At 68.2% G+C, this 12,711-nt stretch carries 9 protein-coding genes; 5 read left to right on the forward strand and 4 right to left on the reverse strand.

Translation table 11 applies throughout. The annotated features are described in order from the left end of the window. Nucleotides 1-2: 2 nt before the first annotated feature. The 4 genes from dapE to dapC all read right to left on the reverse strand — a co-directional run bounded on the left by dapE (nucleotide 3) and on the right by dapC (nucleotide 3,704). Nucleotides 3-1,142, reverse strand: a complete 1,140-nt coding sequence (dapE, locus tag WS49_RS13955; protein WP_059529300.1) for a succinyl-diaminopimelate desuccinylase — start codon at nucleotides 1,140-1,142, stop codon at nucleotides 3-5. 88 nt (nucleotides 1,143-1,230) lie between these two features. After that, the gene (locus WS49_RS13960) at nucleotides 1,231-1,599 is read right to left on the reverse strand and encodes an ArsC family reductase (RefSeq protein WP_044847939.1); all 369 of its coding nucleotides are present in this window, start codon (nucleotides 1,597-1,599) and stop codon (nucleotides 1,231-1,233) included. Beyond that, nucleotides 1,599-2,426, reverse strand: a complete 828-nt coding sequence (dapD, locus tag WS49_RS13965) for a 2,3,4,5-tetrahydropyridine-2,6-dicarboxylate N-succinyltransferase (protein WP_006478479.1) — start codon at nucleotides 2,424-2,426, stop codon at nucleotides 1,599-1,601. The genes WS49_RS13960 and dapD overlap by 1 nt, the downstream gene beginning before the upstream one ends. Before the next feature lie 45 nt (nucleotides 2,427-2,471). Beyond that, entirely contained in the window at nucleotides 2,472-3,704 is a 1,233-nt protein-coding gene (dapC, locus tag WS49_RS13970) for a succinyldiaminopimelate transaminase (protein ID WP_059529303.1), read from the reverse strand. 159 nt (nucleotides 3,705-3,863) lie between these two features. On the opposite strand from dapC, the gene WS49_RS13975 reads away from it, so the two are divergent. From WS49_RS13975 to def, 5 genes are all read left to right on the forward strand, one after another. Beyond that, nucleotides 3,864-4,805, forward strand: coding sequence for a DMT family transporter (locus WS49_RS13975; RefSeq protein ID WP_059529305.1), 942 nt, complete (start codon nucleotides 3,864-3,866; stop codon nucleotides 4,803-4,805). A gap of 139 nt (nucleotides 4,806-4,944) precedes the next feature. Beyond that, nucleotides 4,945-8,457 (forward strand): chromosome segregation protein SMC, encoded by a 3,513-nt coding sequence (smc, locus tag WS49_RS13980; protein ID WP_059529308.1) that lies wholly within the window; start codon nucleotides 4,945-4,947, stop codon nucleotides 8,455-8,457. A gap of 85 nt (nucleotides 8,458-8,542) precedes the next feature. Then, the gene (locus WS49_RS13985; protein ID WP_059529311.1) at nucleotides 8,543-9,838 is read left to right on the forward strand and encodes a cell division protein ZipA C-terminal FtsZ-binding domain-containing protein; all 1,296 of its coding nucleotides are present in this window, start codon (nucleotides 8,543-8,545) and stop codon (nucleotides 9,836-9,838) included. 173 nt (nucleotides 9,839-10,011) lie between these two features. Next, complete coding sequence (gene ligA / locus WS49_RS13990; RefSeq protein WP_059529314.1) at nucleotides 10,012-12,087, forward strand: NAD-dependent DNA ligase LigA; 2,076 nt, start codon at nucleotides 10,012-10,014, stop codon at nucleotides 12,085-12,087. Beyond that, the gene (gene def / locus WS49_RS13995) at nucleotides 12,084-12,617 is read left to right on the forward strand and encodes a peptide deformylase (protein ID WP_059511077.1); all 534 of its coding nucleotides are present in this window, start codon (nucleotides 12,084-12,086) and stop codon (nucleotides 12,615-12,617) included. The genes ligA and def overlap by 4 nt, the downstream gene beginning before the upstream one ends. Nucleotides 12,618-12,711: the final 94 nt, after the last annotated feature.

The following is a 12,711-nucleotide window of genomic DNA, read 5'->3' on the forward strand; positions in this document are numbered from 1 at the left end:
CGTCAGGCAATCAGTTGTTCGAGCACGCGGCGGTACACGTTCTTCAGCGGGTCGACGAAGCGCACGTCGATGTGTTCGTCGATCTTGTGGATGCTGCCGTTCGGCGGGCCGAACTCGATCACCTGCGGGCAGATGCGCGCGATGAAGCGCCCGTCGGACGTGCCGCCCGTCGTCGACAGCTCGGTCGTGAGGCCGGTTTCGGCGCGGATCGCGTTCTCGAGCGCGTTCGACAGGTCGCCGCGCGGCGTGAGGAACGGCAGGCCGCTCACCGACCACTTCAACGTGTATTCGAGGCCGTGCTTGTCGAGGATCGCATGCACGCGTGCCTGCAAGCCCTCGACGGTGCTCGCCGTCGAAAAGCGGAAGTTGAACATCAGGTCCGCGTGGCCGGGGATCACGTTGGTCGCGCCGGTGCCCGCATGCAGGTTCGACACCTGCCAGGTGGTCGGCGGGAAGTATTCGTTGCCTTCGTCCCACTGTTCGGCGGCGAGCTCGGCGAGCGCCGGCGCGAGCAGGTGGATCGGGTTCTTCGCGAGGTGCGGGTATGCAATGTGGCCCTGCACACCCTTGACGATCAGTTCGCCCGACATCGAGCCGCGGCGGCCGTTCTTCACGACGTCGCCGAGTTCGGCGGTCGACGTGGGTTCGCCGACGATGCAGTAGTCGAGGCGTTCGCCGCGCGCTTCGAGCAGCTCGACGACCTTCACGGTGCCGTCGGTGGCCGGTCCTTCCTCGTCGCTCGTGATCAGGAACGCGATCGCGCCGCGATGGCCGGGGTGGGCCGCGACGAATTCCTCGGAGGCGACGACGAACGCCGCGAGCGACGTCTTCATGTCGGCCGCACCGCGGCCGTACAACTTGCCGTCGCGATGCGCGGGAATGAACGGCGGCGAAGTCCACTGCTCGAGCGGGCCGGTCGGCACGACGTCGGTGTGGCCCGCGAACGCGAGCAGCTTGCCGTCGCGGCCGTCGGTGCCGCGCTTGACGGCCCACAGGTTGGTCACGCCGTGCGACGCGATGGTCTCGCATTCGAAGCCGAGCGCGGCGAGGCGCTCGGTCATGATCTGCTGGCAATGCTGGTCGTCGGGCGTGACGGACGCGCGGGCGATCAGCTGTTCGGTAAGGGCTAGGGTGGCGGACATGGTTCGGACCACTTTCGATAAAAAATGCCGGCGCGGTGGCCGGCAGCGATGGGGCGTCGAGCGCGGCGCGGGCGCAGCGCGGGCGGCCCTAGGCGGCAAACAGCGCCGCGTACTGATCGGCCACGAAACCGAGCGATTTCACGCGGCCGTTGACGACGAGCACGGGGCGCTTGATGACCGATGGCTTGTGGATCATCAGCGCGACCGCGCCGGACTTCGTTTCCGCGGCCGCCTTCATGGCGTCGTCCAGGCCGCGCCACGTCGTGCCGCGCTTGTTCACGAGCGCGTCGAGCGACACGTCCTTCAGCCAGTCCTCGACGAGCGGTGCGCTGACGCCGAGCTTCTTGAAGTCGTGGAACTCGAACTCGACGCCGTGATCGTCGAGCCACACGCGGGCCTTCTTCACGGTGTCGCAGTTCGGAATGCCGTAGACGACCACGGTGCGCGGCTTGGCCATCAGTCGCCTCGCAGCAGCTCGTTCAGGCCGACCTTCGCGCGGGTCTTCGCGTCGACCTTCTTCACGATCACCGCGCAGTACAGGCTGTGCGAGCCGTCCTTCGACGGCAGGTTGCCGGCGACGACGACCGAGCCGGCCGGGATGCGGCCGTAGCTGACTTCACCCGTTTCGCGATCGTAGATCTTCGTGCTCTGGCCGAGGTACACGCCCATCGAGATCACCGAGTTCTCCTCGACGATCACGCCTTCGACGACTTCCGAGCGCGCGCCGATGAAGCAGTTGTCTTCGATGATGACGGGGTTCGCCTGCAGCGGCTCGAGCACGCCGCCGATGCCGACGCCGCCCGACAGGTGCACGTTCTTGCCGATCTGCGCGCACGAGCCGACCGTGGCCCACGTGTCGACCATCGTGCCTTCGTCGACGTATGCGCCGATGTTGGTGTACGACGGCATCAGCACGACGTTCTTCGCGATGAACGAGCCGCGGCGCGCGATGGCCGGCGGCACGACGCGGAAGCCGCCCGCGGCGAAGTCTTCGGCCGTGTAGTTCGCGAACTTCGACGGCACCTTGTCGTAGAACTGCGAGTAGCCGCCGGCCGGCATCGGTGCGTTGTCCTCCAGGCGGAACGACAGCAGCACGGCCTTCTTCAGCCACTGGTGCACGGTCCAGTTGCCGTCGATCTTCTCGGCGACGCGCAGTGCACCCTTGTCGAGTTGCTCGATCGCGTGAGCGACGGCTTCGCGGACGTCGGCGGGCGCGGCCTTCGGCGACAGCTCGGCGCGGTTTTCCCAGGCGGTATCGATGATTTGCTGAAGTTGTTGCGACATGTTCGTTTTCGCAGGAGATGAATGGAATTGATCGGGATGGACGTCTTACCGCGCGAGAGCCCGGCAGAAATCGACGATGCGTTGCGCGCCCTCGACGCATTCGGGGGTGCCCGCGACGAGCGCGATCCGGATGAAATCGCGGCCCGGATTCGTGCCGTGCGCATCGCGCGCCAGATACGAGCCGGGCAGAACCGTCACATTATAGTCGGCGTACAGGCGGCGGGCGAACTCGGTATCCGACAGGCCGGTGCGCGCGACATTGGCCCACAGGTAGAACGCGGCGTCGGGCAGCTTCACGTCGATCACGTCGGCCAGCATCGGCGTGACCGTGCTGAACTTCTGCAGGTACAGCGCGCGGTTCTCGCGCACGTGCGCCTCGTCGTTCCACGCGGCGATGCTCGCGTGTTGCCAGACCGGCGACAGCGCGGCGCCGTGGTACGTGCGGTAGAGCAGGAATTTCTTCAGCAGCGCGGCGTCGCCGGCGACGAAGCCCGAGCGCATGCCCGGCACGTTCGAGCGCTTCGACAGGCTCGACAGCATCACGAGCCGCTCGAAGCCGCGACCGAGGCGGTGCGCGGCCTCGAGGCCGCCGAGCGGCGGCGCCGCTTCGTCGAAGTAGATCTCCGAATAGCACTCGTCGGATGCGATCACGAAGCCGTGGCGGTCGGACAGCGCGAACAGCTCGCGCCAGTCGTCGAGCGTCAGCACGGCGCCCGTCGGGTTGCCCGGCGAACACACGTACAGCAGTTGGGTGCGCGCCCAGACTTCATCGGGCACGGCCGCGTAGTCGCACGCGAAGTTGCGCGCCGGGTCGCTGTTCGCGAAATAGGGTTCGGCACCGGCCAGGAGCGCCGCGCCTTCGTAAATTTGATAGAACGGATTCGGACAGAGTACGATCGCCTTCTCGCCGTCCGCAGTCGGGCGCGCGTCGATCACCGTCTGCGCGAGCGAGAACAGCGCCTCGCGCGACCCCGACACGGGCAGTACCTGCGTGGCCGGGTCGATCGCCGGCAGCCCGTAGCGGCGCTCCAGCCAGTGCGCGATCGACGTGCGCAGCGCGTCCGAGCCGGCCGTGGCCGGATATGACGCGAGGCCGTCGAGCGAAGCCACCACGGCGTCGCGGATCAGCGCCGGAGTCGGGTGCTTGGGCTCGCCGATGCCGAAGCTGATCGGTTTCAGGCCGGCGGAGGGCGTCACGTCCTTGAACAGGGCGCGCAGCTTTTCGAAGGGATAGGGCTGGAGCGAGTCGAGTCGAGGGTTCACGGGCGAAGCGGCCATCGCGGCCGGTTGGAGCGAAAGGGGCGGCGCGGGTGCCGCACGGCTGCGAGCGGGCGCCGACGGCGCGCGGGTCGCAACGGACGATTATAGCGTGATGCAATGCGGTCACGGCCCGCCGGAACGGCGGCCGGGCCGGTCGAATAAAGGGTATCGAACCAAATGAATAACGCGGTACGCGGCAGCCTGCCGACGCTGGCCATCCTGATCGGCGCGTCGGTATGGGGCCTGATCTGGTATCCGCTGCGGATCCTCGCGTCGCTCGGGCTCACCGGCACGCTGGCGAGCGCGCTGACGAGCGCCGTTGCTTTCCTGTTCGTGGTGGTCGTGCGGCACCGCACGATCGCCACGCTGCGCTGGCACTGGGTGCTGCCGGGCATCGCGATCATGGCGGGCGTGACGAACCTCGGCTTCGTATGGGGCACGATCCACGGCGAAGTGCTGCGCGTGATGCTGCTGTTCTACCTGACGCCCGCCTGGACCGCGATCTACGCGCATTTCCTGCTGCGCGAGCGGCTGACCTGGGCCGGCGTGGGGCTCGCGGCGCTGTCGATCGGCGGCGCGATGCTGATGCTGTGGTCGCCGAAGCTCGGCATGCCGCTGCCGGCCAATCCGGCCGAATGGGCGGGGCTCGCGGCCGGCCTGAGTTTCGCGATGAGCAACGTGCTCGTGATCAAGGCGAGCCGCGAGCTGCCGGACATGCGCGCCGAAATGCGCACGGCGACGCTGTTCGGCGGCGCGGCGGTCTTCGGCGCGATCGCATCGCTGTTCGAGGGGCTGCCGGCCGCGCCGGCGGGCGGCCAGCTCGGCGTCGCCGCGCTGATCGTCGCCGCGATCGGCGTGACGATGGCGGCGAACAACCTGCTCGTGCAATATGGCCTCGCGCGCGTGCCGGCGAACCGCGCGTCGATCATCATGCTGTTCGAGATCGTGATCACCGCGCTGTCCGCGTGGGTGTTCGCGAACGAACTGCCGACGGCGCGCGAATGGGCGGGCGGCGCATGCATCGTGCTGGCGACGCTGCTGTCGAGCCGGGTCCATCGTGCCGCGCCGGCATCGGGCAAACCCGGCGACGGGCGGGACGGCGCACGCGCGATGGTATGATGGAAGCCGTTTGCGGGGCCCAACGCTGGATGCGCGCGGCCCCGCTTTTGAATTCCGGGGCGCATCGCGCGCACGGGCCGTCCGGCCCCGCGCGTCGCGGCCCCGTCCGTTTCACACCTTCTTCACATCCGATACCGCCGTGCGTCTGAGCTCGATCAAACTCGCTGGCTTCAAATCCTTTGTCGATCCCACGCATTTCCAGGTTCCGGGCCAGCTTGTCGGCGTGGTGGGCCCGAACGGGTGCGGCAAGTCCAACATCATCGATGCCGTGCGCTGGGTGCTCGGCGAGTCGCGCGCGTCCGAGCTGCGCGGCGAGTCGATGCAGGACGTGATCTTCAACGGCTCGACCGCACGCAAGCCCGGCAGCCGGGCCAGCGTCGAGCTGATCTTCGACAACTCCGACGGCCGCGCGGCCGGGCAGTGGGGCCAGTACGGCGAGATCGCCGTGAAGCGCGTGCTGACGCGCGACGGCACGTCGAGCTACTACATCAACAACCTGCCGGCACGCCGCCGCGACATCCAGGACATCTTCCTCGGCACGGGCCTCGGCCCGCGCGCGTACGCGATCATCGGCCAGGGCATGATCGCGCGGATCATCGAGGCGAAGCCGGAAGAGCTGCGCGTGTTCCTCGAGGAAGCCGCCGGCGTGTCGAAGTACAAGGAGCGCCGCCGCGAGACGGAGAACCGCCTGCACGACACGCGCGAGAACCTGACGCGCGTCGAGGACATCGTCCGCGAGCTCGGCGCGAACCTCGAGAAGCTCGAGGCGCAGGCCGTCGTCGCGACCAAATACAAGGAACTCGTCGCCGACGGCGAGGAGAAGCAGCGCCTGTTGTGGCTGCTGCGCAAGAACGAGGCCGCGAGCGAGCAGCAGAAGCAGCAGCGCGCGATCGAGCAGGCGCAGATCGACCTCGAGGCGCAGACGGCAAAGCTGCGCGAGGTCGAGTCGCAGCTCGAGACGTTGCGGGTCGCGCATTATTCGGCGAGCGACGCGATGCAGGGCGCGCAGGGTGCGCTCTACGAGGCGAACGCCGAAGTGAGCCGCCTCGAGGCCGAGATCAAGTTCATCGTCGAATCGCGCAATCGCGTGCAGGCGCAGATCGCCGCGCTGAACGCGCAGCGCGAGCAATGGCGCGCGCAGGCCGAGAAGGCGCAGGACGAGCTCGAGGAAGCGGAAGAAGCGCGGGCGATGGCCGACGAGAAGGCCGCGCTCGCTGAAGACAACGCGGCCGCGAAACACGACGCGCTCCCGGCGCTCGAGGCGAAATGGCGCGATGCGCAGGCGCAGCTCAACGACGAACGCGCGCGGATCGCGCAGACCGAACAGTCGTTGAAGCTCGAGGCCGCGCACCAGCGCAATGCCGACCAGCAGCTCCAGCAGCTTCAGCAGCGCCACGAACGCCTGAAGTCCGAGGCGGGCGGGCTCGACGCACCGGACGAAGCGCAGCTCGAGGAGTTGCGCATGCAGCTCGCCGAGCAGGAAGAGATCCTCGCCGAAGCCCAGGCACGCCTCACCGATGCGCAGGACGCGCTGCCGCGCCTCGACGGCGAACGCCGTGCCGCGCAGGAGCGCGTACAGGCCGAAAGCGCGCAGATCCATCAGCTCGAGGCGCGGCTCGCCGCGCTCAAGCAGCTGCAGGAGAACGTGCAGACCGAAGGCAAGATTCAGCCGTGGCTCGACAAGCACGAGCTCGGCGCGCTGCCGCGTCTCTGGAAGAAGCTGCACGTCGAGGCGGGCTGGGAAGCGGCGCTCGAGGCCGTGCTGCGCGAGCGTCTGGCTGCGCTCGAAGTGTCGAATCTCGACTGGGTGAAGGCGTTCGCGACCGACGCGCCGCCCGCGAAGCTCGCGTTCTACGCGCCGCCCGCGGCCGGTGAACCGCCGGCCGCCGCGGCCGGGCTGCGCCCGGTGCTGTCGCTCGTACGCATCGACGATGCGGGCATCCGTGCGGTGCTGAATGACTGGCTCGGCAACGTGTACGTTGCCGACGACGTCGCGCAGGCGCTCGCGACGCGCGCGCAACTGCCGGCAGGCGGCGCGTTCGTCGTCAAGGCCGGCCACATCGTCACGCGTGTCGGCGTGCAGCTGTACGCGGCCGATTCGGAGCAGGCCGGGATGCTGGCCCGCCAGCAGGAAATCGAGAACCTGACGCGCCAGGTGCGCGCGCAGGCGCTGCTCGCCGACGAGGCCCGCACCGCCGCCGTGCGGGCGGAGGCCGCGCACACGCAGGCCACGCAGGCGCTCGGCGACATGCGCGCGCAGGCCGAGCGCGCGACGCAGCGCGTACACGCACTGCAGATGGACGTGCTGAAGCTCGCGCAGGCGCATGAGCGCTACACGCAGCGCAGCACGCAGATCCGCGAGGAGCTCGAGGAAATCGGCGCGCAGATCGACGAGCAGCGCGCGCTGCGCGCGGAATCCGAGGCGAGTTTCGAGCGTTTCGACGGCGAACTCGCCGAACTGCAGGCGCGCTTCGAGGACAACCAGCTCGCATTCGAGGCGCTCGACGAATCGCTGACGCAGGCGCGCCAGGAAGCGCGCGACCTCGAGCGCGGCGCGAACGACGCACGCTTCGCCGCACGCAACGCGGTCACGCGGATCGACGAGCTCAAGCGCAGCATCCAGGTCGCGCACGAGCAGAGCGAGCGCGTCGCCGCGTCGCTGGAAGACGCGCGCGCCGAACTCGAAACGATCAACGAGCAGACCGCGCACACGGGGCTGCAGGACGCGCTCGAAATTCGCGCGGTGAAGGAAGAGGCGTTGCAGGCCGCGCGGATCGAGCTCGACGACCTGACGGCAAAGCTGCGCGCCTCGGACGAGCAGCGTCTCGTCGCCGAGCGTTCGCTGCAGCCGTTGCGCGACCGCATCACCGAGCTGCAGCTGAAGGAGCAGGCCGCGCGCCTGTCCGTCGAGCAGTTTGCCGAGCAGCTCGCGGCCGCCGAGGTCGACGAGCAAGCGCTGCGCGAGAAGCTGACGCCGGACCTGAAACCGTCGTACCTACAGGGCGAGGTCACGCGCCTGAACAACGCGATCAACGCGCTGGGCCCGGTCAACATGGCCGCGCTCGACGAGCTGAAAGCCGCGAGCGAGCGCAAGGTGTTCCTCGATGCGCAGTCGGCCGACCTGACCGACGCGATCACGACGCTCGAGGATGCGATCCACAAGATCGACCAGGAAACCCGCACGCTGCTGCAGGGCACGTTCGACGAGGTCAACCGTCACTTCAGCGACCTGTTCCCGCGCCTGTTCGGCGGCGGCCAGGCGAAGCTGATCATGACGGGCGACGAGATCCTCGACGCGGGCGTGCAGGTGATGGCGCAGCCGCCGGGCAAGAAGAACGCGACCATCCACCTGCTGTCGGGCGGCGAAAAGGCGCTGACCGCCACCGCGCTGGTGTTCGCGATGTTCCAGCTGAACCCGGCGCCGTTCTGTCTGCTCGACGAGGTCGACGCGCCGCTCGACGACGCGAACACCGAGCGTTTCGCGAATCTCGTGCGCGCGATGTCCGACAAGACGCAGTTCCTCTTCATCTCTCACAACAAGATCGCGATGGAGATGGCGCAGCAACTGATCGGCGTGACGATGCAGGAGCAGGGCGTGTCGCGGATCGTCGCGGTGGACATGGAAACCGCCGCGGGTTTTGCCCAGAATTGACGTTTGACGAAACCGGACCGCGTTCGCGCGGCGCATGGGCGCCCGTTCGCGAGTCCGACGAACAAGAATTGCTGATGGAGCGTGCATGGACGAGTTGACACTCGGATTGATCGGCGCGGGCGCCGTCGTGGTGGGCGGCGTCGTGGTCTACAACGCGTGGCAGGGCGCGAAGGTGCGGCGCAGGATGCCGCGCCCGATGCCGGAAGAGACGGCCGAGGCGATGAATCGCCCCGAGCGCGACGAAGAGCTGCCGTTCATCGAGCCGGTGCGCCAGCCCGTGCGCCGCGAATCCGCGGCGCCGGCACCGGCCGCCGCTGCCGCGAGCGCGTCGGCCGACGCCGCGCGCGTCGAGCCGACCTTCGGTGGCGTGGCGCCTGCCGACACGCCGGCCGACCTGCAGGCCGAGGCCACCGGCGTCGACGCGCCGTCGGCGTCGGCCGAGTCGGCCGAGCAGGCCGTCGACGAAGGTGCGGTCGCCGCCACGCAGGAAGCACCGGCCGCCGATGCATCGAACGAACCGGCTGAACCCGTGCTGCCCGCCGCGACGACGATTTCGTCGGCGCCGCCCGCGATCGTCGACCGCCGGATCGACTGCATCGTGCCGATTCGCCTCGGCGCGCCGCTGCCGGGCGACAAGATCCTGCCGGTCGCGCAGCGGCTGCGCCGCGCGGGCAGCAAGCCCGTGCATATCGAGGGCAAGCCGGAAGGCGGCCAGTGGGAACTGCTGCAGAACGGCGTGCGCTATGAAGAGCTGCGTGCCGCGGCCCAGCTCGCGAACCGCAGCGGCGCGCTGAACGAACTCGAATTCTCCGAATTCGTGACGGGCGTCCAGCAGTTCGCCGACGCGATCGACGGCGCACCGGAATTCCCGGACATGATGGAGACGGTCGCGATGGCGCGCGAACTCGACGGCTTTGCCGCGCAGTGCGACGCGCAGTTGTCGATCAACGTGATGTCGGACGGCGCGCCGTGGTCGGCGAACTACGTGCAGGCCGTCGCTTCCCAGGACGGGCTGCTGCTGTCGCGCGACGGCACGCGCTTCGTGAAGCTCGATGCGAAGCAGAACCCCGTGTTCATGCTGCAGTTCGGCGACACGAACTTCCTGCGTGACGACCTGACCTACAAGGGCGGCAACATGATCACGCTGGTGCTCGACGTGCCGGTTGCCGAAGAGGACATCCTGCCGTTCCGGCTGATGTGCGACTACGCGAAGTCGCTGTCCGAGCGGATCGGTGCGCGGGTCGTCGACGATTCGCGCCGGCCGCTGCCGGAATCGACGCTGGTTGCGATCGACCAGCAACTCATGAAGCTGTACGCGAAGCTCGAGGAAGCGGGCATCCCGGCCGGTTCGCCGGTCACGCGCCGCCTCTTCAGTCAGTAACGCGTTTCACGGGCGACGGCCTGCGGTGCCGTCGCCCGTTGTCGTTGCAGCGCCGCAAACACATCGTCCGTGTGCACTGCAACGCGCCTGCGCGGCACGCATCGCGCGCCCCCGCCGCGGCGTCAAACTGAGATAATCGAACATCCGATTTTTCAGAGCGAATTGCCGCCAGCATGGCCCGAACCCAAGCCGAACCGCCAGCCAGCCACCCCGACGCGCGTGCCGCGTGGCTACGCGATCAACTCGAGCGGGCGAATTACGCCTATTACGTGCTCGACCAGCCGGATCTGCCCGACGCCGAATACGACCGGCTCTTCGGCGAGCTGCAACAGCTCGAAACCGATCATCCCGAGCTCGTGACGCCAGATTCGCCGACGCAGCGCGTCGGCGGCGAAGTGGCGAGCGGTTTCACGCCGGTCGTCCATGACGCGCCGATGCTGTCGCTGAACAACGGCTTCGCCGACGAGGACATCGCCGCGTTCGACAAGCGCGTCGCCGATGCGCTCGGCAAGACGACCGATCTTGCCGGCTCGGTGACGGATCCCGTCGAATACGCATGCGAGCTGAAGTTCGACGGGCTCGCGATCTCGCTGCGCTACGAGCACGGCGTGTTCGTGCAGGCATCGACGCGCGGCGACGGCACGACCGGCGAGGACGTGACGGAGAACGTCCGCACGATCCGCTCGATCCCGCTGAAGCTGAAGGGCGCGCACGTGCCCGCCGTGCTCGACGTGCGCGGCGAGGTGCTGATGTTCAAGCGCGATTTCGCACGCCTGAACGAACGCCAGCGCGCGGCCGAGCAGCGCGAATTCGCGAATCCGCGCAATGCGGCGGCTGGCAGCCTGCGCCAGCTCGACCCGAAGATCACCGCGCAGCGTCCGTTGTCGTTCTTCTCGTACGGGATCGGCGTGCTCGACGGGATGCCGATGCCGGACACGCACAGCGCGCTGCTCGACTGGTACGAGTCGCTCGGCCTGCCGGTGAACCGCGAACGCGCGGTCGTGCTCGGCGCCGACGGCCTGCTCGGTTTCTTCCGCAAGGTCGGCGAGAAGCGTGAATCGCTGCCGTACGATATCGACGGCGTCGTGTACAAGGTCAACCGGCGCGACGAGCAGGACCGCCTCGGCTTCGTGTCGCGCGCGCCGCGCTTCGCGCTCGCGCACAAGTTCCCCGCGCAGGAAGCATTGACGAAGCTCGTCGCGATCGACGTGCAGGTCGGCCGCACGGGCGCGATCACGCCGGTCGCGCGGCTCGAGCCGGTGTTCGTCGGCGGCGCGACGGTAACCAACGCAACGCTGCACAACGAGGACGAAGTGCGCCGCAAGGACATCCGGATCGGCGATACCGTGATCGTGCGGCGCGCGGGCGACGTGATTCCCGAAGTCGTCGGCGCGCTGCTCGATCGCCGGCCGGCCGATGCGGCCGAGTTCGTGATGCCGACCGAGTGCCCGGTATGCGGCTCGAAGATCGAGCGCCTGCCCGACGAGGCGATCGCGCGCTGCACGGGCGGCCTGTTTTGCCCGGCGCAGCGCAAGCAGGCGCTGTGGCACTTCGCGCAGCGCCGCGCGCTCGACATCGACGGGCTCGGCGAGAAGATCATCGATCAGCTCGTCGAGCTGAACCTCGTGCGCACGCCGGCCGACCTGTTCAATCTCGGTTTCGCGACGCTCGCGGAACTCGACCGGTTCGCCGAGAAGTCCGCACAGAATCTGCTCGACTCGCTCGAAAAGGCGAAGCACACGACCCTCGCGCGCTTCATCTACGGGCTCGGGATCCGCCATGTCGGCGAATCGACCGCGAAGGATCTCGCGAAGCATTTCGGGTCGCTGACGCCGATCATGGACGCGTCGATCGAGGAACTGCTCGAAGTGAACGACGTCGGTCCGATCGTGGCCGAGTCGCTGCACCAGTTCTTCGCGGAAGAGCACAACCGCACGGTGATCGAGCAGTTGCGTGCGCCCGGCAAGGTCACGTGGCCCGAAGGCCCGCCCGCGCCGAAGGCGCCGCAGGGCGTGCTCGCCGGCAAGACGGTCGTGCTGACGGGCACGCTGCCGACGCTCACGCGCGACGCGGCGAAGGAGATGCTCGAAGCGGCGGGCGCGAAAGTCGCGGGCTCGGTATCGAAGAAGACGGATTACGTGGTCGCGGGCGCTGACGCCGGCAGCAAGCTCGCGAAGGCCGAGGAACTCGGCATCCCCGTGCTGGACGAAGACGGACTGCACCAACTCCTGGAGGGCAACACGCCATGATTCGCGAGATCCTGAAGATGGGCGATCCGCGCCTGCTCGAAGTCGCCAAGCCGGTCGAGCGGTTCGATACCCCCGAACTGCACGAGATCGTCGCGGACATGTTCGAGACGATGCATCACGCGAACGGTGCGGGGCTTGCCGCGCCGCAAATCGGCGTCGGTCTGCAGATCATCATCTTCGGCTTCGGCAGCAACAACCGTTATCCGGACGCACCGCCGGTGCCCGAGACGGTGCTGATCAACCCGAAGCTCGAGTACATGCCGCCGGACATGGAAGAGGGCTGGGAGGGCTGCCTGTCGGTCCCGGGCATGCGCGGCGTCGTCAGCCGCTATGCGAAGGTGCGCTACAGCGGCTTCGATCAGTTCGGCGCGAAGCTCGACCGCGTCGCCGAAGGCTTCCACGCGCGGGTCGTCCAGCACGAATACGATCACCTGATCGGCAAGCTGTATCCGATGCGGATCACCGACTTCACGCGCTTCGGCTTCACCGAAGTGTTGTTTCCGGGGCTTGATCCGGCCGACGACGACTGACCTTCAAGCGGCCGCGCGCGCCGTCGCCGTACCGAAACGAAAAAGCCCGCTTGCGCGGGCTTTTTGCATTGTGCGGCACGCAGTGCGTGCCCGC

The organism is Burkholderia sp. RF7-non_BP4 (genome assembly GCF_001521935.1).
Taxonomy (GTDB): Bacteria; Pseudomonadota; Gammaproteobacteria; order Burkholderiales; family Burkholderiaceae; genus Burkholderia; species Burkholderia diffusa.